The sequence below is a fragment of the Marinobacter lipolyticus SM19 genome (genome assembly GCF_000397065.2).
GTDB classification, from domain to species: Bacteria; Pseudomonadota; Gammaproteobacteria; order Pseudomonadales; family Oleiphilaceae; genus Marinobacter; species Marinobacter lipolyticus.
Window position 1 is genome coordinate 214,095 of sequence record NZ_KE007317.1, and the last position, 25,749, is coordinate 239,843.

Consider the following 25,749-nt stretch of genomic DNA (forward strand, 5'->3'; position numbering starts at 1 on the left):
GGTGGGTATGATGATCACAGGTGTAATCACGGCTTCTTACATAGGAGCGAGCGCACTCTTTATCCTCGCACTGGGTGGCCTCAGCCATCAGGAATCCGCACGTCGCGGCAACCTCTACGGCATGCTGGGCATGGGCCTGGCGTTGGTTGTGACGATATTCGGCATCGTCACCAACAACTACTTTTTCTTACTGCCAGGCATGATCGCCGGTGGTGCTATCGGATGGTATCTGGCAAAAAAGGTCGAGATGACCCAGATGCCGGAACTGGTCGCGATCCTTCATAGCCTGGTGGGGCTGGCTGCGGTCTTCGTCGGATACGCTAACGCGCTGGGGCACAGCGACCTCAGCGGTATCGAGAAGACCATCCACGACATCGAAACCTACGTCGGCATCCTGATTGGCGCGGTCACCTTCACCGGTTCCGTCGCCGCTTACCTCAAGCTGAGTGCCAGGATCAGCGGCAAGCCCCTGCAGCTACCAGGGCGGCACCTGTTCAACGCCAGCCTGGGTGTGGCGGCGGTGGTATTCGGAGTGCTTTTCGTTGAACAGTCCGCCGCTGGCGGTGGCCTGTTCTGGCTGGTGCTGATGACCGTTGTCGCACTGGTGTTCGGCGTACACATGGTCATTGCCATCGGGGGCGCCGACATGCCGGTGGTGGTATCGATGCTCAACAGCTACTCCGGCTGGGCCGCGGCGGCGATGGGATTCATGCTGGGCAACGACCTGTTGATCGTGGTCGGTGCATTGGTTGGCAGTAGCGGTGCCATCCTCAGCTACATCATGTGCAAGGCAATGAACCGCAGGTTCGTCAGCGTCATCCTCGGTGGTTTTGGCGGTGGTTCGAGCAAAAGCGCCGGAGCAGGCCCGGCTGGCGAGGCCGGCAACGTTAATCCGATTGAGGCGGAAGGGGTGGCGCACTTGCTGGAGAGCGCCAGGGAAGTGATGATCCTGCCCGGTTACGGCATGGCGGTCGCACAGGCACAGCACACGGTCTTCGAGATCAGCAATAAGCTGCGGGAGATGGGCGTCAACGTACGCTTCGGCATCCATCCGGTGGCAGGCCGCATGCCGGGTCACATGAACGTGCTGCTGGCCGAGGCCAGGGTTCCCTACGACATCGTCTACGAGATGGACGAGATCAACAAGGACTTCCCCAACGTGGATGTCTCCGTGGTGATCGGCGCCAACGACATCGTCAATCCGGCGGCCCAGGAAGTACCGGACAGCCCCATCGCCGGAATGCCGGTCCTCGAACCCTGGAACGGCAAGACCACCATCGTGCTCAAACGCGGCATGGCTACCGGTTACGCCGGCGTAGACAATCCACTGTTCTACAAGGACAACACACGCATGCTTTTTGGCGACGCCAAGGAAAGTGTCGACGCGGTACTGAAATTCCTCGGGCGCTGAAGGAGGAATATACCTACTGAGGTATATGGAGCGCTGGTGGCCCGGCCGGGTAGGCTTACCTGCAAAGTCATTCAATGTCGGGAGAAGACCATGAAAACCAGTGCAGAATGGATAGCCCTGAGTGAGTTGGTAACCTTGCAGGGTCGGGCCTTCATCGCCGGTCAGTTCCGAAGTGCCGTGTCCGGTGAGACTTTTCCGGCCATCAACCCGGCGACGGAACAAAAGCTCACCGATGTGGCCAGCTGCGATGCAGCTGATGTCGACATGGCGGTGTCCGCTGCCCGCGAGGCGTTTGTTTCCGGTGTCTGGTCGGATCTGGCTCCGGGTGACCGTAAACGCATTCTGCTGCGCCTGGCCGACCTGGTTGAGAAACACGGTGATGAACTGGCTGTGCTGGACAGCCTGGACATGGGCAAGCCCATCAGTGAGATGGTTGGTATCGACGTACCGGATTCCATTGACTGTCTGCGCTGGACAGCCGAATCCATCGACAAGCTCTATGGCGAGATTGCCCCAACCGGCAACGACACCCTCGGCCTGATCAGCCATGAGCCTGCGGGCGTCGTCGCAGCGATCACCCCCTGGAACTATCCGCTGATGATGGCCATCTGGAAAATTGCCCCGGCATTGGCGGCGGGCAATTCAGTCATTCTCAAGCCATCCGAGAAAAGTGCACTGAGTGTACTGCGACTGGCGGAGCTGGGGAAAAAGGCGGGTATTCCCGATGGCGTGTTCAGCGTGCTACCCGGTTTCGGCCACACCGCAGGCAAGGCGCTGGCGCTGCATAACGACGTCGATGTGCTTGCCTTTACCGGATCCAGCCGCGTCGGCGGACTGCTGATGGAATACGCCGGTCAGTCCAACCTCAAACGGGTATGGATTGAGGCGGGTGGTAAATCACCGATGCTGGTGTTTGAGGATTGCGAGGACATCGAGAAGGCCGCGTCCATGGCGGCGGCAGCGATATTCTCCAACCAGGGCGAAGTCTGTATCGCCTGTTCCCGGCTCTATGTCCAGTCGTCCATCCGCGAGCGTTTCACAGAAGCATTGCTGGAGGCGGCGAAAGCCTACCAACCGCAGGATCCTTTGCATCCGGACACCCGAATGGGTGCGCTTGTCGACAAGGCCCAATTGGAAACCGTTGCCCGCTATATCCAGTTGGCAATCGATGAGGGCGGTCAGGTGTTGACCGGCGGTGTCCCGGAAGCGGTGCCGGGGCAGGGCTACTTCGTCGAGCCCACCATCATTGGCGAGGCCCACAACGGCATGCGATTTGTGCAGGAAGAAATATTCGGCCCGGTACTGGCGGTGGGCGAATTCAGCGATGAAGCAGAAGCCATCCACCTGGCCAACGACAACCGTTACGGCCTGGGCGCATCGGTCTGGACGGGCAATTTGTCCCGGGCTCATCGCGTTAGCCGGAAAATTCAGAGCGGCATGGTCTGGGTCAACGGCTGGGGCGGTGGAGACAGTACAATGCCGTTCGGCGGAGTGAAAGCTTCCGGTTATGGCCGGGACAAATCCCTGCATGCGCTTGAAAAATACACCGACCTTAAAACCGTCTGGATCAGTCTCTGATCAGTGCTCAATGCTCGTGGGGTTGTCTTCCAGGTGGGTCAGGTGGTTGATGAATTGCGTGAAGATTTCTGCCTGCGTGGAGGTGTTCAGCCGTGTATGGATATTCTTGCGGTGCACCTTCACGGTCCCCACGCTGATCTTCAGTTTATCGGCAATCGCCTGGGACGAAAAACCACGCAGAATCAGGTCGGTGATTTCCCGCTCGCGCTGGGTGAGGACGCCGCTGGCAAATGTACGCAGAGCGCGCTTCATTGGCCCATCGGAGCGACCGTATTGCAGGAATTCACCGGCTTGAGCCTGCCAGAACTGGCGCACCAGTGCACTGATGACCGGGTAGAACTCCTGCAGGGCATTTAACTCGGTTCGGGGAATGCTCTCCAGCGACGCCTTGCGCCCGAGGGTGATGGCACAGGTCACTTTGTCATCCAGGCGGATCAGCAGGTTGACCTCGTCCACCAGGCCGAAGTTCTGATAGCAGGTCTGGTAATACTCCGTGCTCCTGAACGAATCCGGCATGATTTCAGCCAGACGCACAACGCCTGACGATGACCCGTTTTTGATGGCGTGAAACAGAGGGTCCAATACATAAGCATGGTTCAGGTACTGGCGCAGGGTATCGCTCTGTTCCTCGGGATCGGAGGGATGGACCAGGATTGGTCGCAGGGACTTCTTGTAGGTCAGCAGAAGGATCGTATCGAAAAAACACAATGTCGACAGGAAAGCCTCCAACATGGCCGGAAAGCTGCGCAGGCGCTGATGCTCAATGAGGACCGCCAGGTTCTTCTGCCAGCTCTCATTCGCCTGTATCTGATTCACGCGGTCTTTCATTACACGGCCTTTGTTGTCTTTCTTTCAAGGCTAAGCCAATTGGTGGACCGAAGCCAGTTCGATCCACCGCAAGGACTATGCCGCAGAAATGCCGCCCACCCTGGCATAGGTGCGATCCAGCGCAACACGCAGGCGGTCGACCATCTCATCCACCTCCGTACGGCTGATAACCAGAGGCGGTGAAAGCACCATCCGGTTGCCACAGGCCCGTGCGATCAGCCCGTTGTTGGTGCACTCGTCCCGGCACAGGGTGCCCACGTCTTCGTCAAAGAACGTGCGGGTTTTGCGATCCTTCACCAGGGCCAGGCCAGCAATCAGGCCGGTGCCCTCGATATGGCCGCAGAGCGGATGCTCACTAAGGGTGTCCCGCAGGCGGGCCTGGAAGTAGGGACCAATGTCGGAGGCGACCGATTCGATAATCCGTTCGTCCTGCAATATCCGGATATTCTCCAGGGCGACGGCGGCTGCCACGGGATGACCGGAATAGGTGAACCCGTGACTGAAGTCATCGCCCGACTCGATCAGGGTGTCAGCGATCCGGTCACCAACCGCTACGGCGGAAATGGGCATATATCCGGAGGAGAGGCCTTTGGCCATCGACATGATGTCCGGCTGGAAATCGAACGTCTGGCTGCCAAACCATTGCCCGGTCCGACCGAAACCACAGATCACCTCATCCGCCACCAGCAGCACGTCATACTTGCGGCAAATACGCTGAATTTCCGGCCAGTAAGTGCGTGGTGGGACGATCACGCCACCGGCACCCTGGATGGGCTCACCAACAAAAGCGGCGACGTTATCGGGGCCAACTTCCAATAGTTTCTCTTCCAGCTCGCGGGCGCGGATCAGGCCAAACTCATCTTCGGAAAGCCCATCGGCCTCACCATACCAATAGGGCTGCCGGATGCAGTGGATACCCGGCAGCAGCGGGGCACACTGGCCGTGCATATGGGGCATGCCGCCCAGACTGGCGCCGCCAAGGGTACTGCCATGATAGGCGTTCTCCCGGGCGATCAGCAGCTTGCGGTAGGGCTTGCCTTTGAGCGTCCAGTAATGGCGCACCATACGGATGATTGTGTCGATCGCCTCCGAGCCGGAATTGGCGAAAAAGATCCGGTTAAGATCGCCCGGCGTGATGTCGGCAATGGCCTGGGCGAGGCTCGTGACAGGTGAATGGGTGCTCTGGAAAAACGTGTTGTAGTAGGGCAGCACCTGCATCTGCTCGTGGGCGGCATTGATCAATTCCTGCCGTCCGTACCCCAGATTCACGCACCAGAGGCCTGCCATACCATCGATCAGTTGATTGCCGTCCGAATCCCAGACATGGACGCCTTCGGCTCGGGTGATAACCCGTGCGCCCTTGCGGTTGAGTGCCTGGGTGTCGGTGAACGGATGCAGGTGGTGGCGGGCATCGGTATCGCGGACGGCGTTATGGGTTTCTGTGTTCGGAATTTTTGTTGTGTATGGCATGACAGTTTCCATCAAAGTGTAGGTGCCTGGATAAACGTCCACGCCTACCATAGGAAAAGTCGTGTTTTCGGGGATATACCCCCCGGGTGATAGATACACCCTCACTCCAGTGGGATATCGTGGCATTCTGACTTTCAAAAAGCATTCAAGAGTGACGCGTATGAATATTAACAAGAACCGCGACCTGGACTTCTTCATCACGGACCTGAACGGGAATTTACGCGGAAAGCGCATGCCTTCCAGCGGCCTGAAAAAGGCACGGAAGGATGGACTTAAATTACCACGCTCGGTGGTCGGCTTTGATTTCTGGGGCGCGGACGTGCTCGAAAATGGACTGGTGTTTGAAACCGGCGATAGTGATGGTGTCTGTATGCCCGTCACTGACGACCCCACACCGGTGCCCTGGTCCGAAGTACCCCGGGATCAGATGCTGGCGATGATGTTCAATCCGGATGGAACGCCCTTCGAGGCTGATCCTCGTCAGGTCCTCAAGCGTATCGTGGACCGCTTTGCTGAGCGGGGATTAACGCCGGTGATGGCGACGGAGCTCGAGTTCTACCTTATGGATGCCGAATCGGAAAGCACGCAACGACCGATCCCACCGGCATTGGCCGATGGCAAGGGCCGCCGGCTGTCCAATACGGAAGGTTACGCCGTCGAGGAAATGGACGGATTCGAGGCCTTCTTCACCGACATTCGTGCGGCCTGTCAGACCCAGGGTATCGGGGCGGACACCATTATCGCCGAGATGGGCCCGGGCCAGTTCGAGGTCAATCTCAATCATGTGGCCGATCCACTGAATGCAGCCGATCAGGCGATTCTGTTCAAGCGCCTGGTGCGTGGCGTGTCAAGGCGCCATGGCTATGCTGCGACGTTCATGGCCAAGCCCTACGCCGAGGAGAGTGGCAACGGTTTCCATGTCCACTTCAGCTTGCTCGACCAGGATGGTAACAACGTCTTTAATAACGGCACGGAGGAGGGCAGCGATCTTCTGAAACAGGCCGTCGCCGGTCTCATGCAGCTGATGCCGGAGAGCATGCTGGTTTTTGCGCCCCACCTTAATTCCTACCGCCGTTTTATGCCTGGCGCCTACGCACCAACCTTCGCCAGTTGGGGCTACGAGAACCGAACGGTTGCCCTGCGTGTACCGGAAAGCCCCAATATTGCCCGACGGATCGAACACCGGGTCGCCGGCGCCGACGCCAACCCGTATCTCGTACTCGCCTCGGTCCTCACTGGCGCATTCTATGGCATGGAGAACAAGCTGGTGCCGAGCGCGCCGGTTGAGGGCGATGCCTATGCCGAGGAGAACCCTGAATTCCCGCTGCCGTGTGAATGGCAGGAAGCAACCAATCGCTTTGATCAGAGTGAGATCCTGCGGGAGTACCTGGGCGAAGAGTTCGTCCGGGTCTACGCCGAAGCCAAGCGTCAGGAGCGTCAACGCCTGAATGAGCGGATCTCCGACGTCGAGTACGAAGCCTACCTCGGCCTGCTCTGATTCCACTGACAACCGATAACGCCTGCGGTTCAGCCGTAGGCGAGGAGTACCTGATGAGCCTGAAAATCGGCATACTCGCCACCGGCATTACGCCGGACGACTTGATTGATACCTACGGGTCCTACTCGGACATGTTCATGAACCTGTTCGGGCAGGCCGGCTACGAGTTCGACTATGAGACCTTCGATGTCCGGGACAATGTCTTACCGGATTCGACTGGATCCTGCGACGCCTGGATCATTACCGGCTCGAAGTCCAACGTCTATGAGAACGCGCCGTGGATGGTTCGCCTGAAGAACCTGATCCTCGAGATCTACAGCACCGCGCGTCCGATGGTCGGTATCTGCTTCGGTCACCAGATTATCGCTGAAGCTTTTGGTGCTGACGTCAACAAATACCCGAATGGCTGGGGCGTTGGCCTGCACACCTATCAATTGGAAAAGACCGTACCGGAACTGGCCGGACTGCAAGGGCAGTTCACCCTGAGCGCCATGCATCAGGACCAGGTTCTGACCAAGCCGAAGCAGGCTGAAGTCATCGCCTATTCGTCCTTCTGCCCCCTTGCCGCACTTCAATACGACAATTGCATACTGACTCTACAGGCCCACCCCGAATTCAACGTGGACTTCGAGTCCCGGTTAGTAGCGTCGCGCCGGGACAATCCCATTCCGCCGGCAGCGGTGGATGAGGCGCTGGCAGGCCTCAACGACGAGTCCGCTGATACGGATTCCCTGCAGGTCGCGCATTGGATGGCCTCGTTCCTGCAGCAGGGTAGCAAGAGGGTATGAACCGGTAGGTTCCATTCCCGTTCCTCAACGACCGGCGTCAGCGCCGGTTTTTTTGCACGCACAAAAAAACCGGGCGAGGTGTAAGCACCTGGCCCGGCTGTCAGCAGCGATGGTTCAGGTGATCGTGTAACCCATCACGATGAAGGATACGAACGCCAGGACCGCGCCTATCGTAGCGTAAGGGATCTGGGTCAGGGCATGCTGCATCGGCGTACAGCCCGAGCCCGTGGATGACAGCACCGTGGAGTCATTGAAGAAACACGCATGGCTACCGAACGCAGACGCGGAGAGCAGGGCGCCCACGGTCAGTGGCATGGACATATCCATGGCCTGGGCCATTGGGATTACGATGGGCAGGGATACCACAAACACTCCCCAGCTTGACCCGGTGGAGAACACCACCGCAGCCATGGTGGCAAACACCAGCGCTGGCAGTAGCTCCGGAGAGAGATACGGGGTGATGGTGTCGATGATGTAGGTCGTCATGCCCAGTTCATCGTTGATGGCCTTGACCATGAAACCGGCACACACCACGGCGATCGGGTGCAGCATCACTTTGAAGCCATCCAGCATGGAGTCAGTCAGTTCGCCGAAGCTCATCAGCCGCTGGGAAAAGTACAGGACCATGGTGAAGATGGAAGCCACCAGCGCGCCCAGTAACAGGTCAATCTCGTAATAGATGCTGGCGACAATGAGGACCGCCACCGGCAGCAGGAAATTCATCAGTCCAACCATCGTGGAAGTACGACGAACATTGCTGGTATCGAACCCCTGGTCCTCTAATCCGTCCGGGATCGGCTGGCCTTTACGGGCCCGTTCCTCGGCCTTTTTCATCGGCCCGAAATCCTTCAGGACCCCCATGGCAACCAGGAAAACCACAATCAGTGCGGCCCAGCCGTAGGCCATGTAGGGAATCGAATCGATGTACAGGGACATGCCCTTACCGTCGGCGACAGCGCCGTTTTCTTCCAGCAAAGCGCCAAAATAGACCGCCCAGGTGGAAATCGGTACCAGGATGCAGACCGGAGCGGCGGTGGAGTCCACCAGAAACGCCAGCTTTTCACGGGAGATTTTGAATCGATCCGTCAGGGTCTTCATGGACGCGGACACAGCCAGCGAATTCAGGTAATCGTCAATAAAGACCGCCAGGCCCAGGAAAGAAGTAGTCAGCATGGTGCCGCGCTTGGTCTTTATACGCTTGGCGAGCACCTCGCCAAAACTCAGCACACTGCCGCCGCGCTCCAGCATATTGATCAGGCCGCCCATCATGCCGCACACCAGTACAATCCAGGCGATGGTCTCATTCTGGACCACGTTCATGGACAGGTCGCCCAGGCTGGTGAAAAGGCTGGTCGGGTCAATCAGGAGGGAACCGGCGATGATCCCGGCGAAGATGGATTCAAGGGGGCGCTTGGTTTTAACTGCGACCAGAACGATCAACAGTGAAGGCAGCAAACTCAGAACGCCGTAGGAACCGCCCTCCAGCTGCCAGGTCGACATATAAGCGAAGGCTGCCAGTATTGCGCCGTAGCCCAATATTGAATTCAAGGGGCTCCAGCCAGGACGGTCCTTCAGGCCATCGTTCATTGGCATGATCCCGCTATCGGAACGTAGTGTGTCGTCAGTCATCATATTACCCGTCTCTTGTTTTTGATAGAAAGCGCGGTGAGTGGCGTCACCGCGGGGGTTGGGACGTATTGAGAAATCAAATACCGAGCTGGTCGCGCAGGTTGTAGTACCAGGCACCCATGGCGGTCAGCGGAATTCGCATGGCCCGTCCGCCGGGGAAGGAGTACTGGGGCAGACCGGCGAAGATATCGAATCGCTCGGCCTGGCCCTGGATAGCGTCACTGATCACCTTGCCAGCCAAATGGGTACAGGTAATGCCATGGCCGCTATAGCCCTGTGCGTAATAGATATTCCCGCCAATGCGGCCAAACTGGGGCAGACGCATCAGCGTGAGGAGAAAGTTGCCCGTCCAGGCGTAGTCGATCTTCGCCCCCTTGAGCTCCGGGAAGGTCTTGAGCATCTTGGGTACGATCAGGGATTCGACCTTTCCGGGCTCGCGGGCGCCGTAGGTGACGCCACCGCCGTAGATCATCCGACCGTCACCGGACAGGCGGAAGTAGTCGAGTAGATAGTTGCAGTCCTCGACACAATTGTCTTTGGGCAGCAGGCGCTGTCGCACATTCTCAGCCAATGGCTCGGTGGTAATGATCTGCGTGCCGCACGGTATGGCCTTGGATTCCAGTTTGGGCAGCAGGCCATTGAGGTAGGCATTACCGGCAACCAACACATAGTCAGCCTCAACGCAGCCTTCCTCGGTGTGGACGACCGGTTTGTCGCCTTCACGAATCCGCAGGGCTGCGGAGTTCTCGTAGATGATGCCGCCCAGGGATTCAACGGCTGCAGCTTCACCCAGTACCAGATTGAGCGGATGGAAATGCCCGCCGCTATGATCGATCAGACCGCCAGTGTAGCGTTCGCTGCCGACGTATTGCCGGATGGCGTTCTCGTCGAGCAACTCGAGTTGGTCATGGCCGTGGGCCTCCCAGAGCTTTTTCTTCTCGACCAGGCCGTCGAATTGCTTGCTGTTGCAGGACGCGAAAATGCCGCCTTCCTTCAGGTCGCATTGAATGTCGTACTGCTTGACGAAGCGACGCAGGATACGACCGCCTTCAAAGGCCATCTGGCCCATTTCGGAACCGACTTTCTCGCCATAGTTCCGTTCGATGAAATCAATATCGCGGCTGTAACTGTTGACGATCTGGCCACCGTTACGGCCGGATGCACCGAAGCCAATTCGGCTGCCTTCAAGGACAATGACCTTGAACCCTTTTTCGGCGAGGTGAAGCGCTGTCGACATGCCGGTGAAGCCTGCGCCGATGACGCAGACATCAGCCCTTGCGTGCCCTTTCAGGGTGGGTCGGACAGTCTTGTCGTTGGCCGACGCAGCGTAGTAGGAATGGGTATGAGACGTTGTTGTCACGTTGTTGCTCCCGAAACATCAGTGTGTCTTGACCGGCCCTTTCCGAAGGGTGGCCGGTTTAGTCTTTGCTTGGGATACAACGTTACGGAGAAGTGGCAATCCTGGGATATACCCCCCTGGGTATATATTTGAAACCGGCGCAGGAGCGCCGGCAGAGATAAGGTTACGGTGACACTTTTAACAGCGTCTCTTTACTGAGTGGTTTCTGTTTCTTCTGACGCGTAGTAGTCACGGGTACCCAATACTTCAGGCAGGCATGATAAGAAGGCCTCGACAACCGCTGGATTGAAGTGTTTTTCCGACTGGCTCTTTATAAAGTCTATGCAGTCCTCTATGGGCCAGGCATTCTTATAGGGGCGACTCACGGACAAGGCGTCAAAAACATCGGCCACCGCAACCACCTGGGCTGATTGAGGAATGTCTTCCCCGGCCAGGCCCGCAGGGTAGCCGGTACCATCCCACTTTTCATGATGATAGAGAGCGATTTCGGCTGCCATTGTCATGAGGTCGCAGTTAGCTTTACTAAGGATGTCATAACCAATGGTAGTGTGAGTTTTCATGATCTCCCACTCATGGGGCTCCAGCTTTCTGGGGGCTTTCAGAATGCTGTCGGGAATGCCTATTTTCCCTGTGTCATGCAGTGGCGCGGCCATTTCAAGCAATTCAGCCCGATCCTTGTCCCAGCCCAGCGTGAGGGCAATATGGCGAGAGTATTCAGCCATTCGCCAAATATGCACACCGGTATCCGTATCGTTGTAATGGCCCGCGCGCCCAAGCATAAACACCGCTTCTTTATAGCTTCGTTTCAATTCGTCCTGATGAATGAGGAGCAGATGAGTCTGCACGCGGCGCTTGACTATGGGGGCAGAGAAGGGCTTGTGGATATAATCAACAGCCCCCAGATTGAATCCTTTAAGCTCTTCCTCGACCTTGGTTAACGCTGTGATGAAAATCACCGGAATACGCTGAGTGGTTGGTTGTTGCTTTAACCACCGGCAGACATCAAAACCGCTGATCTGTGGCATGGAAACGTCGAGTAGTATCAGATCGGGTCGATGTTTTATGGCCGCTTCTTTGGCTAATTCACCGTTCAGGGCAAACAGCAGGTCATAATCCTGCCTGAGAATCTGGCGAAGAACCTCCAGGTTATTGGGTTCATCGTCAACTATCAGAATCTTCTTCATCCCGAGAATCCTCAGTTTCACCAATAGAGACAAGAAGCTTTGAAGCAAGGCGTTTAGCCAATACAAAATCAAACTGGGCCAGCGCCTTACGTATTGGTAGTACGTCTTGCAAGGGCCAGCATTCAGACAGGTCCTGCAGGATTGATTCTGACCGGTCAGGATTAAGATAGTTCAGGGATGTAATTAATTCCCTTACCCGGAGGGTTGCCAATTTCCGGTCGATGTTAAGGACTGCCGGGTACTCATCCGGGGTAATGCAGGGTGGCCATTTGCACAATGCTGACTTTATCTCGAAGAGTACCTCTCGCACAGCTCGAATTGCCCCAGTAGGAATCGTTGTCGGTGCGGCGTCCGCAGTTGTTTCAAGGATTGCAGAAGCGCGGTTAAGCGGTGAAAGTCCGAGATTTGCAGCGGATCCTTTCAATAGGTGGGCAATCTCTTTCAGCGCTTTCTGGTCGGATTCTGAGAAAGCCTTCAGTGAGGCCAGTCTCTGTAATTCGGACTCATACTTGGAAAGCTGACGTGAAAATAGACATAGCCCGTTGGCGTACTCTTTATCGTTGCCCCAGATAGCCAGCGCTGACGAAATATCGGCCACCCCCTCGAGCGGACCAAAATCTATATTGGAGCATTCTGCGGACGGCTGGCCGGGCTCCAGCATAGTTCCCTGACCCTCCGGGACCAGGGAGTCCATGCGTTTCAACAGCTTGAACGCATTAATTGGTTTGCGCTCTACAACATCCATCCCAGCAGCCAGGCAGTTAGCACAGTCTTCTTCGGTGACGCTTGCGGTCAAGGCAATAATTGGAACGTGTTCGTTTTTACCTTCGGTGGCGCGTATTTTTCGGGTCGCCTCCAGCCCATCCATGACCGGCATCATCATGTCCATCAGGATGAGATGGAACTTCCCGGACTTGTAGGCTTCCAGCGCCTCCTTGCCATCCCGTACCCAGCTAATTCGATGGCCCTCCGAGGATAATCGTGTAGTCACTAGCTGGGCGTTGGTTTCAATGTCTTCGGCCAACAGGATATTGAAGCGTCTTTGCGAGATGGGTTCGAGTGGTTGCATGAAAGCAGCCTGATACTCGTTCACTGTGCCAGTTGGCGCAGATTCCAGAGGAAGCTCAAGCGTAAAGGAGGTTCCATGACCTAACTCGCTCTCAGCGAAAATTCGCCCGGACATTCTCTCTGCCAGCTGTTTGCATATGGAAAGCCCCAGACCGGTACCACCGAATCTGCGGGTAATGGACTCGTCTGCCTGACTGAATGGATCAAAAACATGTTGAATCTGATCTTCATTCATACCGATACCGGTATCTTTTACGGTAATGCACGTTAAATGGGCTTTCGCATAGAGATAGACCGTTACGCCACCGGAATCGGTAAACTTTACGGCATTACTGAGAAGGTTGAGGACAATCTGCCGTATGCGGGTCGGATCGCCCAACACGTTTTCCTCCGCATTCGGAGCGATGTCCAGCCGGATGTCCAGCCCCTTTTCAGCGGCCCTTCTGCTCATAATGGAAATCGTATCGTGAAGAAGGCTTGGCAAGTGAAAGGTGGTTTTCTCGATGGACATCTGGCCTGCCTCGAGTTTCGAGAAATCGAGAATGTCGTCGATGATCGACAATAAGGAATTGCTCGCGCTCCAGATGATTTCCGACTGATTCCTTGCTTCCGACGACAGGCTCGTCGTATTCATCAGCAATTCAGCAAACCCCATAATGGCATTCATGGGTGTTCGAATCTCGTGGCTCATATTGGCGATGAATGCCGACTTCGCCTGGCTTGCTGCTTCGGCCCTTTGCTTGGCTGATTGCAGCTCCTCCTCAACCTGTTTTTCCCGGGTAATATCCCGAACAATGGCGGTGAAGAACAACTGATCGCGGATCGGAGTCTCGGACACGGCAAGGTACAGAGGAAACTGCCTGCCATCCTTGTGCACAGCGACAACTTCACGACCCGCGCCAACAATCGCGGATTGACGGGTCTCCAGAAATTTCCGGATATAGGCGTCGTGTTTTTCTCTGTGGGGGGAGGGCGTTAACAGGGAGATATTCTGCCCAATGATCTCGCTGGCTTTGTAGCCAAAAATGGATTCTGCTGCCGGGCTGAATTCCTGGACGATACCGCGTTCATTGATCACGACAATACCGTCAATGGCACTATTGATGATACTGCGAAGCCGTTCCTCTTTGGCCTGAACGTCTCGTTCGATCCGTTTTTGATCCGTAATATCTACGACCCAGGCCAGAGTGCTCTCTTCACCGCCAAAAGTCATGGTGACATAGTTGGCCAGAACATCCCGGACGGTGCCGTCCTTGGCGAAGAACTGTGCCTCATGATCCAGCAGAGTATGTTTCGTCACCAGCTCTTTTCTTAAAGAAGTGGGATTTTGGGGTTGCACATAAAGGTCATCAATGTCCATGCCAACACGTGCGCCAAGCATCTCCTGCAACTTGGGATTGGCAAAGCGAACCTCGCCATTCGCCGATATGCCGAGACCAATTGGACTACTGTCCAGGATTTTCTGAAGTTGCTCCCGCTCAGTTTCCAACTGAATCCTGTCGGCTCTCAAATCGTTGGCCATCTTGTTAAAGGCGTCGCCCAACTGCGCAAGTTCATCACGGCCCTGAACCTCGATTTGATGCTCAAGGTTACCCGCTGCGAATTCCGTGCTGGCTTTTGTCAGAGTGCGTATTGGTCGAGTCAGTTTGTGGGCGAAATAGAGGCTGAACAAAGTAGCCAGCGCGACTATTCCAGCCAGGAAATACAGCCCGACAACGAGTTTCTGACCGATAGCCTGATACGCCGTACTCTGATCAAAGCCGACCGCCAGACCAGCGCCAAGAAGGGGAATTTCCCGATAGAAAACCAGGTAATTTTCTTCATCGAAGTTGAATGTACTGTAGTTTCCGTTCTGTACCGTAAGCAGGTCCTGTTCAGAGAGGTGGCCAATCAAACGCTCCTTAATCTCACTCTCACTGCCAGAGGAGAGGGGCGGCTGGCTGATATTTGAAGCGTTTATTCCGATTAACTGATCCCCTGAATCCTTATATACAATCGTGCTGATTTCGGCCTGGCCGTAGGAAGCGTCGAGCAGGAGCGTAGACACGGCTTTATCAATATTGATCTGAAGTGCGAGCACACCAAGTACCCGATCTTCCGCAATCATTGGCGCTGCCAGAAACATCGCCCACCGATCCGAGGGGGGATAATATTCAATATTTGAAGAGACGGTTGAAATTGTTGAATGGGCAACGCGGAAAACCTCGGAAAGCGCAGAATCGGTCAGGGTTCCGGTTAACAGGTTATCGCGAAAATCGCTTTCCTGTTTCAACGTAACAAAAATGTCTCCGTTTCCTTTTATGAAAAACAGGTCGTAGTAATCTATTGACCTTAGATGGATCGTTATTTCCTCTATTTTTGAATCAACCAGATTCCGGTACAGGGTGCTGTCGGTAGAGCTCTCCGAGGCTTCCCGTAATTCCATAAAAAGACTCTGGATTTCGGGATCTTGGGCTAACGTCGCTAAATGGCTTTTTTTCTGCCTGATAAACGACATCAATTGAGAGGCGCGGTGATCCATGGTTGTCGACAGCTGACTGAGCGTTTCAGCCTTCATTCGCTCCCTTTCTGCCTCCAGGCCGTACAAGCCAATCAACAGCGCCGGCACCAGTGCTACAGCTACAAACGTCATTAGTAGCTTGCTGCGGAGTGTCAGGCTGTTCCACATGTCAATCAGCCTTTGCGTCATGAAGCGACCGTTCCCATTCCGTCACAGAGTATCCGAGCGGATAGGGTTCTGGTGGAATGACAGAATGGGATTGCCACACGATCGGTAAAGGGACCTGGTTCTGATGGGCAGCAATCTTACTGAATTGATAGAGATGCCCGGTTTCAGGGTCCGCAAAAATATGGCCGCCGAGTAGCCGAATGCCGCGGTTCCGGATGCTGGCGTTGACTGCCCTGGGTTGGGGGGTACCGATGTGCTCGACCGTCGAGCGCCACAACGTATAGCTAATGATGGTTGCGGCCATGGTTGCACTGATTGGGTACCCTGATAGCTCGTGGTTCAAGGCGTCCGAAATGACGGGGTCATTCGGTTGTTCCCAGTGTTCGGGGTCATAGAAGTAGCTCCAAGACAGATAGCTATGACCTTGAAGGTTCGGAAGTGACCTGGCCGCATTCTCATCCAGGCTTAGAGAAATAACGGCAGGAAGGGGCTTGTCCGGTTTTTTACGGTAGATGTTGTCCAGGGCTTGAAAAAACGCTTCATTGCCGTCTCCGTTAATGCTGTTCAGGACAAAGTTCGCCCCGGAAAGAGCGATTTCGTCTGCGAGGGCCTTGGCCGCATCGTGATCAACGAGATCCAGATAGCGTTCGCCAATCACTTCAAGGCCAATCTTGGGCGCAAGAATACGCGTTATGACGTTCAAGCTCTTCGGGTACACGTAGTCCGACCCGACGAGAAAGAGCTTGTTTCCGAAAGTATTTTGCGCCCAGATTAATGATGGGAATAGTTGCTGGTTCGGCGTGGTGCCGGCATAAATGATGTGTTCGGATCGTTCCAGCCCTTCATGCTGGGCAGGGTACATCAGCAAGGAATCGTAGCGCTCGATAACGGGCTTAACCGCCTTCCGTGCGGAAGACAGCCAGCAACCAAAGATCACCGATACTGCTTGTTCCTTGATAAGAGATTCTGCGTGCCTGGCGAACGTGGAAGGATCGGACGCTCCATCCGCTATGACCAGTTCAAGGGGACGGCCAAGAAGACCTCCCTGACGATTAGTCGCTGCGACAAGCGCGCGAAGAGTATCTACCTCTTGAGATTCACTCGAGGCCATAGTGCCGGTCAGCGAGTGCAGGGCGCCAATGCGGATTGGCTCAAGTGGCTCGCGAAGGCCCAGTCCTATGCCAATATAGATGGCTACGACCAGAAGAAAGAAAAGGGCAAAACGGATAGTCCTCCAACTGCTTTTTCCTGCGCCCATAGATTACGCACCTCGGTAACCAAATTAACGCCACTCCAACCGTGATTCCGTTAATTATGATTACCTGAGTATATGTCAGATTCCGTACCGATAGATGACTAACTCACGCAGGATTGACAGAAGTCAACTAGCCTGAGGGCTGAGCGCCGGTTGTCCTCCGGAAAGCAGCGGTTAACAAGGCCAAACGCTGTGTCAGGTTTCCCGTGTTTGCCTTAACCATGCTACCTTCAAGTTACACAATCTTATTGACTATACTCAAAAAATTCAGGCTGGCGGATACACTCTATGAACGTAATTATCATCGGCGCGGGAATTATGGGAACCACTTTTGCCACCCTGGCAAAAGAGCTGGCACCGAACCTGGATATCACCATCCTGGAGAGGCTGGAAGGTGCCGGGGCTGGAAACTCATGGGCATTCAACAACGCCGGCACGGGGCATGAAGCGAACTGTGAGCTTAACTATACCCCGGTGGATGAAGAGGTCATTGCAGTTGAAAAAGCTTTGAAGATCCATGCCCAGTTCAATGTTGCCAAACAGTTCTGGGCGTATCTGGTTGAGAAGGGCGCCATCAAAGACCCTCAGACTTTTATTCATCAAACCAAGCACTGCACCATAGTTTCCGAGCCTTCCATCGAACAGCTGAAACTGCGATTCAAGGAAATGTCGGCTCATCACTTTTTCGAGCACATGCGTTACTCGGAAGACTTTGAGGAGATAAAAAGCTGGATCCCTTACACCATGGAAGGGCGGCCTACCCATGAAAAGATGGCGGCTACCGTCATTGAAACCGGCACCGATGTTAATTTTGGGGCTCTTACAGAACAAATGGCTGCGCATGCCGTGAATGATCTCGGCGTTAAGATTGAGTACGGCACTCATGTGAAGCGCGTGCATCGCAGCCCGGCCGGTACCTGGCTTGTGGAAACTGAAAGCCGGGGATCTGCGGTTCAGTATAAGGCAGACGTGCTGTTTGTAGGCGCAGGTGGGGGTGCATTCCCGATTCTGAAAAGAAGCCATTTACCCTTCCGTCGCCGATTCGCCGGGTTTCCGGTTGGCGGGCGGTTTTTGCAGGCTCCAATCAGCGAAGAACAGGCCAGGCATTACAGTGCTAAAACCTATGGCAAAGCGAAAGTTGGCGCGCCTCCCATGTCCGTGCCGCACCTGGATTTGCGACTGGTGGATGGTAAGTATTACTTGTTGTTTGGCCCTTTTGCATCATTCAAACCTCTTCTCGAAAAAGGTCGTGGTGTTCTTGATTACCTCAGTTCAATTCGTCTGCATGATATCCCTAGCCTGCTGAGTGTCGCCCTGGAGCACTTTCCCTTGGTCAAGTATCTGGTATCAGAGACTTTCAAGGGCAAGCAGAGCATGTTCGAGGAGCTCGAGAGCTTTGCTCCTGGCTTGAGCAAGAAGTTCGACTGGAAACCGATTCAAGCCGGCCAGCGAGTGCAAATCATCAAAGACGGGGATTTGCAAATGGGCACAGAAATCGTCGTGTCCCCGGACGAGTCATTCGGGACATTACTGGGGGCATCGCCTGGTGCGTCGGTATCACCCGAGGTGATGTTGCGCTGTCTGGAGCAATTGTTGCCGACTATTCTTACTAAAGATGAAGCCAGGAAAAAGATGAAAGAGATGTTTCCCGAGGATGATCTGGATACATTGATTAATGATCCCGATCGTTACCGCGAGGTTCGTGATGCAGTTAATGAGCGATTGGGGATTGCCGATTGACCAATAGCCTCCCCCTTCGGGGGGACCCAAACACATTCACACACGATATGTAATATAAAAATACAAATCGCTTTTTGACCTTTTCGAGTTTAGTTGCGAAGCTTTGACCACACGATAATGGCAAAACCGTCGAAAGGCGGTGACGCAAAGCGACCGGCCTAAGGCTTTCTTGGTATAAGAAGCTACGGCAGCGGCGCCACCGAATGGAGTGAAACTTATGCTTTCCTGCAATTCGCCATACCTGTCAATTGGAACTGCCACCGAGTCTCCAATTAGCGCTACGTTTTACCTTGTGTACCCCAAGCGATCTATCCGTTCAAAGATCCCGGAACTTCAGCGCATTACCTGATTCCTGATTCATGTTTCCCCAAAGCACAGACGAATTGCGCCTGATGCTGTTGTGTGTTGCCTGTAACACCATGCCCGGTGAGGGCATTTAAACCCCAAAAGGAGTAACAAAAATGAATGCACCAGTCTCTAACAAACTGGATCTCGGCCCCCTGCGGGAAATGGATGGTTATCTCGCGTCAGCCATCGTCGACAGTTCTAGCGGAATGACGTTGGCCGTAGATGGCGGCGGAGAGTCGTTCAACATCGAAATGGCTGCTGCAGGAAACACTGATGTCGTCAGGAAGAAACGCGACGTCATGAAAAAGCTCAAGTTGAACGACAAGATTGAGGACATGCTTATCTCATTGCAAAAGCAATACCACCTGATCCGTCCTCTGGAATCCAATGACGCACTGTTTATTTACGTGGCGTTGGATCGTAGCAAGGCCAATCTCGGCATGGCCAGAAACGAATTGAACAGTTTTGAGAAAGGTCTGGATATCGCCTGAGTACACCAGGTCCCAGCACTGTCTGACCGATGGCGCTGGGGCCTGATCCCAACAAAAAGCGCAGTTTCTATGATTGGACACTTTTGCGTTCAGGTAGACACAGGGGTAGTGCACGTCTACTAAGCGCTCATGGAGCGGCAATGTACCCAGATACCGAATCTAATCAAAGTATTGGTTTTGCCGGCTTGGCGTCGCACGAAAAGAATACCATCGAATGCGTACAACGAATTTATCCGCACCGACTTTCCAGCGTACGTGACATAGCCGAGCCCCACGCAGCCAGTATTATTTTCGCCGATCCTCAAACATCTGAGGGTCAGGCAGCACTCTTGCGTAGCGATGTTTACGTGATCGCAATTCAGGATCGGAGGCAGCCGATGGAGCAGGGCGCCGATGACGTCCTGTATCGGCCGTTACGGCCCCGTGCTGTGCTTGATTCATTGAATCGTGTCGAGCAACGACCTTCTGCGGCGCTCACTCCGAAGCTTGTTAGCGAGTCGGGGGAACTGCACCAGATTCTCAGGAACGTCATTGCAGATGATTCGAATCGCCAGCCCATCGTTCTGTCAGAACAGGGGCAACCATGGCTCGTTGTTGATCCTGCCAGGGATCGCATTCGTGGTCATCTTGAGCATCTCAATGAGGAGAGACTTCTGACAAGAGATCGTCATGTTTTCAATCGTGTTACACCAGAGGAGGCCAGCCGGATCCTCGAGAGTGAACAAGAGGCGCCCCTATACCGGACGATGTGGAAACTGGCCTACGAATTGGGAGGCAGGGCCCGCCTGTTTGGCAATGACCATACGGCGTTAATCAAATTTGAGCGTTGGCCAAATTTTTCCGAGACCCGGGTCGCTGGCAAGTTTCTCAGGGCAGTCAGCCTGATACGACATAACAGCTTTACAGTAAGCGACGCCCGTATGAAAACCGGGTTGAGTGAACCCGCATTGCTCGTGCTTCTCAACGGTTCATGGCTGACTGGTGAGCTTTGTCTGGACTCTGAAACTGAACGCGGTGCATCGAAAGTTCCGTCCAAGCCCGGCGGCGTTAATTCGTCAGTACTGGCACGCATTCGCAGCAGACTGAGTGGAGCCTAGCAATCGTGGAATACAAAATATTGATTACCGGCACCATGGGCGCGGGAAAAACCACTGCCATCCAGCAAGTGAGTGATTCGCCGGCGGTACTGACGGACGTTCATAACACTCGTCAGGACGAATCCGCGAAACCGACCACGACAGCCGCCTTTGATTTCGGGGAACTGGATCTGGGTGAAGGGGATTGCCTTCGCATATACGGGACCCCTGGCCAGGAACGGTTCAGCTTCATGTGGCCGATTCTTGCTCGTGGAGCGATTGGGATCATCTACCTGGTTGATGCAACGCGGGAATCTCCAATTGATGATCTGGACAGTTTTATCAAAGCGTTTGGAGAAAGCTCCGGGACAATCCCCTCCGTCGTTGGATTGAATAAATGCAACGATGAGAGCAGCTATCTTGCACCGGCTATTCAGGACTACCTGGACAGTAAAGGGTTGCAATGGCCGGTCCTACTCACTGATGTGCGTGAGCGCAGTGAGGTCCTGGAGCTTTTTGAAATTCTTATCAGCCTCAATGAGGCATTGGTCATGGAGCAAGCTTGATGACTGACACAGCAATGGCAATGGGATCGGCGCTGGTCGCTGAATGTACTGAGTCACTTGATACTATGCTGGCAGAGACGAACGGCATGATCATGGGAATGATTGCAACGTCGGATGGCTTTGTTGTCGCCTCAGTCACAGCACCGGGAAGGAACGTTGATCCAAACCGAATCGCCGCAATGGCCAGTTCTGGACACGCACTTGGCGAGACAGTGGCCAATGAACTGGCGCATGGCAAATGTAACAACGTCATTATCGATACCGACCAACTCAGCATCGTTTTCCTGTCCGTTCCGGATACTGACGATTCCCCGCTTATTCTGGGCGTGGCTGCCACGAAAAGCGTCAGTCTGGGAACGGTTCTCTATGGCGCAAAGCACTGCACCAAACGCATTTCCGAAACAGTAAATACCACTGTTTGAACGGTAAAGCTGTGTTTCTCACCCGCGGCCACCAAACAATCTGATCGCAGGGCAGGACTTTTGTTATGCATCACGAGGTAGTAGAGCGTTTCTCTGCCGCCGGGCTACGCCTTTGCCCGACACTGGAGACCATGCTGGGAGAAGATCCCTCGCACCGGACCGAACGCCGGGGCAGTGGGTTTACACAAGCCACCCGATACCTTGCCGTACGTATCAATCACCCGCGCCTTCCTGCTGCAAGACTGGATGATCTGGGGATTTTCAAAGACTGGAAAGGGTATCTGGAGGAGGAATCCTCTAGCCAGGCCAAACTGTGCGCACTGGTCGACGAGATGGAGCGCGAAGAGAGTCGATTACTGACGTTGATGATAAGGGATATCGTGTTGCCTCACGCCGACGAGTCGGAGCAGGGTGTTCACCTGCCTATCTGGCCCGAGAAACTGAAGGTTGGAAGCTGCCCCATGGCTGAAAAATGGTTCCTGGAGCTTGCACACGGGTTCATTCCACGAAAAGCCCGCTGCAATTTTATTGTGAACCAAGATGGCAGGCCGCTTTTGCTTGAGAAAACAGGTATGGGTGATGACCGCTCATGCCTGAGCTTGAGGCCTTTGATCATGAATGGCGTCCGAATTCCTGTCGGTAGCCTTCTTGCTGTGGAGTATGGCGCCAAAGCCCTGGAGAGTGCCCCGCAGAATCACACCATACCGGGACAGCAGATTCGGATTGATGATTGCGAGGGTTTTCGGATGTTGCGATTAACCACGCTGTCAGTGTCCGGCGAAAATCGCAGGAGAGCCTTTTCCACACATTTCGATTCTCAGGTGGCTGAGGGGCTATTCGAGCCTGAGAAGACAGAAATGAGGCAACTGCAGCAGTTGGCAGAAGACGCAATGCTTGGGATTGCGTCATGATTCCAACCTGTTTTTGCGACGATTATGTCGTGCCAACCCGAAGCAGGAGTATGTTGAAACTGGGTTATCTTGCCCAAACCCTGTCCTCCCGCGGTCTGGCGACATTGATCGACCCAGGCATTCTGGACACGGATCTTCTGTATGAACTCCACGACCCCGCGTATGTAGACGCCTTTCTCAATGGCAAAAAACCGTTGGCGATCAGCCAGAATCTGCCCTGGTCAGCCATGCTCCGGTCCGCGGTGCTTGCCATGCAGGCCGGGCAGCTCAAGGCGGCAAGCATTGCCATGGAACATGGAATCGCGGCTAATCTTGCCAACGGATTTCACCACGCCAAATATGCCAGAGGCGGTGGCTTCTGCACCTTTAACGGACTTGCCCTGACGGCCCTGGCATTCCCGCAACACCGGGTGTTTGTGCTCGACTGTGACGAACACGGTGGCAATGGCACCGAAGATTTCACGGAGCGATTACCCAATCTGTACAACTACAGCATTTTTGGTAAGCGGTTTGGCTGTATCGGCGGGCACAGAAGCGTGGCAGACAGCCTGGAAGCGGGACCGTTCAACTTTTCGGCCTATCAACAGGCGCTTGAACGGGCGTTCGCCACCATGTCAGGCTGGAAACCGGACCTTGTGGTATATCAGGCCGGTGTTGATTGCCACCAGCAGGATCCCATCGGCCGGGGTTTCTTGTCGGCGTCAGAACTCAAGGAAAGAGACTGGCTTGTTTTTGAGTATTGCCGCCGACAGTCGATTCCTGTTGTTTTTACAATGGCCGGCGGCTACCACGAGCTTGAGCAGGTCGCAGAACTTCATACCAATACGTTTATTTCCGCAAGCGCTACCCAATTTTCGCTCTCGACGAAGCCAGAAAATGCTAAGTTCTCTTTATGACCACGACATTCGGCTGAAGGGTAGTTAAAGATGATGCGAACACAGTTCCTGCAGGATTTGATCAAGCAGCTCTCGCCAACACTGGACTCGACGACCTATGTGTACTGCACAGTACCAAAGGCAAAGTACGGCGAATTGGAACACCTCAAGCCCATCGTCAGCATTGCCGAACTGGAAGGCCTTACTCTGGTTATTCCTCTGGATGAGGCCCGAGCCGAAGGCCTGGACTACTACAGGGTCTTCCGTCGCATTACCCTTGAGGGCCACTCCAGTCTTGAGGCTCTGGGTCTAACATCCGTGGTAACGAGCCTGCTGGCCGAACGGGGCATTACCACCAATGTCATCGCAGGGTTTTATCACGACCACATGTTCGTACCCAGCGATCGAATCGATGAGGCTATGGCGGCACTGAAGGAGCTGGCCAGCAACCCCGGCGGTTAAAGGAGTACAACAGTAAATAGTGATCGATCGATAGCGGTGGTTCACACTGTTGCCCATAATCAAACCAACGCATGAGGAGTCCCAATGATAGAGCGGCGTCACCGGGAAACGCCCACAACGGTCGCGACCCTCGACGATCTCGCACCGTTGGCAGACTATTCATTCATGGACACGCTCAACTGCGATCCCGAGGGGAAAGCAAACGGAGCTGACCACGCCCCTCGGCAAGTCTTCTCGGGTCACTATGTGCCGGTTAAACCCACGCCCATCGAAAACCCCGAATACGTCGCGCATGGGAAACATCTGTTTCACGAACTGGGTTTCGCCGACAGCATGGCGCAGTCAGACGACTTCGTGCGCATGTTCTCGGGCGACTTATCCCGGGTTCCGGAACCTCTGCGCAATGTCGGGTGGGCGTGTGGCTACGCGCTGTCTATCTACGGCACCGAATTCTACCAACAATGCCCGTTCCAGACCGGCAATGGCTACGGCGACGGCCGCGCTATTTCGGTGCTTGAGGCTGTCATCAACGGGCAGCGATGGGAAATGCAGTTGAAAGGGGCAGGGCGCACACCCTACTGCCGAGGAGCGGACGGCCGGGCCGTGCTGCGATCCAGTGTACGGGAGTTCCTGGCCCAGGAGCACATGCACGCGCTTGGTGTGCCCACGTCACGGTCTCTGAGCCTGTACGTATCAAAAACCGAGCAAGTCAGGCGACCTTGGTACTCGGAGGGCTCACGCTCAATGGATCCGGATATCCTTATATCCGAGCCCGTTGCCATCTCGACGCGTGTTGCACCATCGTTCATTCGGGTAGGGCAGCTCGAGCTCTTTAGTCGTCGTGCCCGCAAACAGGAACACCCGCAGGCGATGGAGGAGCTCGAGAAGATCGTCTTGCACCTGATCGATCGTGAGTACGGTGACGCCATCGACCAGTCACTGGCCACTGCCGAAAAGGTCGTGTTGCTTGCACGCGAGTTCCGCAGCCGATTGACGTCGCTTGTAGCGAACTGGATCCGTGTTGGTTACTGCCAGGGTAACTTCAACAGCGACAATTGTGCTGCGGGCGGCTTCACGCTCGACTATGGACCGTTCGGATTCTGCGATGTGTTTGATCCGCAGTACCAACCATGGACGGGTGGCGGACATCACTTCGCGTTCCTCAACCAACCAGCAGCGGCAGAACGCAATTTTCACTCATTTTGTTCGGCGGTGCGGCCTTTGTTGGCAGGGCATCCAGACTGTCTGCGGCAGCTGGAAGAGATTCAAAGGGATTTCCCGAAGGTAATGCAAGCGCAAATGGAGCAGATGTGGGCGGCCAAGCTTGGACTTGACGCCTTTGACACGGTTTTGTTCCGCGAGCTCGCAACGCTGATGATGCAAACGCCTGTTGATTACACCCTATTCTTCCGGGAACTCTCGTCGTTGCCAGATGAAATTGAGCCACTCAAGAAAAGCTTCTACAAGGGAGCGACTTATGCTGCAGACCCCGAAGGGATAGATAAGCGCTGGTCAGCGTGGCTCACAAAATGGCAATCGCTAACTCAATCTCGCTCTCCTGAGGAGCTTTCCAGTCAGATGAAGCTCGTCAATCCCAAGTACAGTTTGAGGGAGTGGTTCGTTGTGCCTGCCTATCAGCAAGCGGCAGCGGGGAATTACGCTTTGCTGAGAGAACTGCAGGACGTGATGACGCAGCCATACGCCGAGCAATCGGAGGACGTAGAGAAGAAATACTACAGGCTGAAGCCGCCGGAGCTCTTTGAGGTTGGTGGTTGGTCGCACTATAGCTGCTCGTCTTGACGGGCAGCCGGTCGCGTGGCGGTTTCCGTACCGGCCCAGTGAGAGGGCGAAAATAGATGGACGACCACAGAAAGGAGCGGTTGGGTTTGCAGTTGGCACTATAGTTGGGATTGTTATTGGGCCATAACACCTGAAGGCAGGACATTAATCACAATGGTAAAGGTTCTATTGAAGGTATTGGCAATTGGAGTGGGTGGACTGGCTTTGTTATTTCCAGTCATCTATCTTATTATATACTTCAATATATCTCGAGATACCTTAATTGGAATTTTAGGGATTGGATCATTGGCTGTGTCGTTATTTATAATCGTGTTTGGTATT

Annotated in this window: 20 protein-coding genes and 1 riboswitch; of the genes, 13 read left to right on the top strand and 7 right to left on the bottom strand. The window is 54.7% G+C overall.

The window, feature by feature from the left end; translation table 11 throughout:
• The first annotated feature begins 10 nt into the window (after positions 1–10).
• Together MARLIPOL_RS07405 and MARLIPOL_RS07410 are read left to right on the top strand one after the other, a co-directional pair.
• Complete coding sequence (locus MARLIPOL_RS07405; RefSeq protein ID WP_036191076.1) at positions 11–1,411, top strand: NAD(P)(+) transhydrogenase (Re/Si-specific) subunit beta; 1,401 nt, start codon at positions 11–13, stop codon at positions 1,409–1,411.
• A gap of 90 nt (positions 1,412–1,501) precedes the next feature.
• Complete coding sequence (locus MARLIPOL_RS07410) at positions 1,502–2,989, top strand: aldehyde dehydrogenase (RefSeq protein WP_012137430.1); 1,488 nt, start codon at positions 1,502–1,504, stop codon at positions 2,987–2,989.
• Here MARLIPOL_RS07410 and MARLIPOL_RS07415 read toward each other — a convergent pair whose 3' ends face one another.
• Both MARLIPOL_RS07415 and MARLIPOL_RS07420 read right to left on the bottom strand, forming a co-directional pair.
• On the bottom strand, positions 2,990–3,817 hold the full coding sequence (locus tag MARLIPOL_RS07415) for a response regulator transcription factor (RefSeq protein ID WP_012137431.1): 828 nt from the start codon (positions 3,815–3,817) through the stop codon (positions 2,990–2,992). It abuts the gene before it with no gap.
• Between the two features lie 75 nt (positions 3,818–3,892).
• Positions 3,893–5,287, bottom strand: a complete 1,395-nt coding sequence (locus MARLIPOL_RS07420; protein ID WP_051123110.1) for an aspartate aminotransferase family protein — start codon at positions 5,285–5,287, stop codon at positions 3,893–3,895.
• Between the two features lie 160 nt (positions 5,288–5,447).
• Between MARLIPOL_RS07420 and MARLIPOL_RS07425 the strand changes: the two genes are divergently transcribed.
• Both MARLIPOL_RS07425 and MARLIPOL_RS07430 read left to right on the top strand, forming a co-directional pair.
• Positions 5,448–6,785, top strand: coding sequence for a glutamine synthetase family protein (locus MARLIPOL_RS07425; RefSeq protein ID WP_012137433.1), 1,338 nt, complete (start codon positions 5,448–5,450; stop codon positions 6,783–6,785).
• Between the two features lie 53 nt (positions 6,786–6,838).
• Positions 6,839–7,573, top strand: coding sequence for a glutamine amidotransferase-related protein (locus MARLIPOL_RS07430; protein ID WP_012137434.1), 735 nt, complete (start codon positions 6,839–6,841; stop codon positions 7,571–7,573).
• A gap of 114 nt (positions 7,574–7,687) precedes the next feature.
• On the opposite strand, the gene MARLIPOL_RS07435 is transcribed toward MARLIPOL_RS07430, so the two are convergent.
• The 5 genes from MARLIPOL_RS07435 to MARLIPOL_RS07455 form a co-directional block, all read right to left on the bottom strand.
• Entirely contained in the window at positions 7,688–9,205 is a 1,518-nt protein-coding gene (locus MARLIPOL_RS07435; RefSeq protein ID WP_036190949.1) for a Na+/H+ antiporter NhaC family protein, read from the bottom strand.
• A 73-nt stretch (positions 9,206–9,278) separates the two neighbouring features.
• Positions 9,279–10,562, bottom strand: coding sequence for an NAD(P)/FAD-dependent oxidoreductase (locus MARLIPOL_RS07440; protein ID WP_012137436.1), 1,284 nt, complete (start codon positions 10,560–10,562; stop codon positions 9,279–9,281).
• A 191-nt stretch (positions 10,563–10,753) separates the two neighbouring features.
• Entirely contained in the window at positions 10,754–11,746 is a 993-nt protein-coding gene (locus tag MARLIPOL_RS07445) for a response regulator (protein WP_012137437.1), read from the bottom strand.
• Positions 11,724–15,503 (bottom strand): PAS domain S-box protein, encoded by a 3,780-nt coding sequence (locus MARLIPOL_RS07450; RefSeq protein WP_082446089.1) that lies wholly within the window; start codon positions 15,501–15,503, stop codon positions 11,724–11,726. The genes MARLIPOL_RS07445 and MARLIPOL_RS07450 overlap by 23 nt, the downstream gene beginning before the upstream one ends.
• Positions 15,484–16,740 carry a transporter substrate-binding protein gene (locus tag MARLIPOL_RS07455; protein WP_012137439.1) on the bottom strand — a complete coding sequence of 419 codons (1,257 nt, stop codon included), beginning with the start codon at positions 16,738–16,740 and terminating at the stop codon, positions 15,484–15,486. Before MARLIPOL_RS07455 ends, MARLIPOL_RS07450 begins: the two co-directional genes overlap by 20 nt.
• 285 nt (positions 16,741–17,025) lie before the next feature.
• Between MARLIPOL_RS07455 and MARLIPOL_RS07460 the strand changes: the two genes are divergently transcribed.
• The 9 genes from MARLIPOL_RS07460 (at position 17,026) to MARLIPOL_RS07500 (ending at position 25,428) form a co-directional block, all read left to right on the top strand.
• Positions 17,026–18,477 carry a malate:quinone oxidoreductase gene (locus MARLIPOL_RS07460; protein WP_012137440.1) on the top strand — a complete coding sequence of 484 codons (1,452 nt, stop codon included), beginning with the start codon at positions 17,026–17,028 and terminating at the stop codon, positions 18,475–18,477.
• Positions 18,478–18,586: 109 nt separating this feature from the next.
• Positions 18,587–18,681: riboswitch (cyclic di-GMP riboswitch) on the top strand.
• A 257-nt stretch (positions 18,682–18,938) separates the two neighbouring features.
• Positions 18,939–19,316, top strand: coding sequence for a hypothetical protein (locus tag MARLIPOL_RS07465; RefSeq protein WP_012137441.1), 378 nt, complete (start codon positions 18,939–18,941; stop codon positions 19,314–19,316).
• Positions 19,317–19,456: 140 nt separating this feature from the next.
• Entirely contained in the window at positions 19,457–20,413 is a 957-nt protein-coding gene (locus MARLIPOL_RS07470) for a hypothetical protein (protein WP_012137442.1), read from the top strand.
• Positions 20,414–20,418: 5 nt separating this feature from the next.
• Positions 20,419–20,958 (top strand): GTP-binding protein, encoded by a 540-nt coding sequence (locus MARLIPOL_RS07475; protein WP_012137443.1) that lies wholly within the window; start codon positions 20,419–20,421, stop codon positions 20,956–20,958.
• A complete protein-coding gene (locus tag MARLIPOL_RS07480) occupies positions 20,958–21,380 on the top strand; it encodes a roadblock/LC7 domain-containing protein (protein WP_012137444.1) in 423 nt (140 codons plus the stop codon). Before MARLIPOL_RS07475 ends, MARLIPOL_RS07480 begins: the two co-directional genes overlap by 1 nt.
• A gap of 65 nt (positions 21,381–21,445) precedes the next feature.
• Positions 21,446–22,291 (top strand): hypothetical protein, encoded by an 846-nt coding sequence (locus MARLIPOL_RS07485; RefSeq protein WP_012137445.1) that lies wholly within the window; start codon positions 21,446–21,448, stop codon positions 22,289–22,291.
• A 50-nt stretch (positions 22,292–22,341) separates the two neighbouring features.
• Entirely contained in the window at positions 22,342–23,187 is an 846-nt protein-coding gene (locus tag MARLIPOL_RS07490) for an arginase family protein (RefSeq protein ID WP_012137446.1), read from the top strand.
• Between the two features lie 30 nt (positions 23,188–23,217).
• Positions 23,218–23,628 (top strand): ACT domain-containing protein, encoded by a 411-nt coding sequence (locus MARLIPOL_RS07495; RefSeq protein WP_012137447.1) that lies wholly within the window; start codon positions 23,218–23,220, stop codon positions 23,626–23,628.
• Between the two features lie 84 nt (positions 23,629–23,712).
• The gene (locus tag MARLIPOL_RS07500) at positions 23,713–25,428 is read left to right on the top strand and encodes a protein adenylyltransferase SelO (RefSeq protein ID WP_012137448.1); all 1,716 of its coding nucleotides are present in this window, start codon (positions 23,713–23,715) and stop codon (positions 25,426–25,428) included.
• Positions 25,429–25,749: the final 321 nt, after the last annotated feature.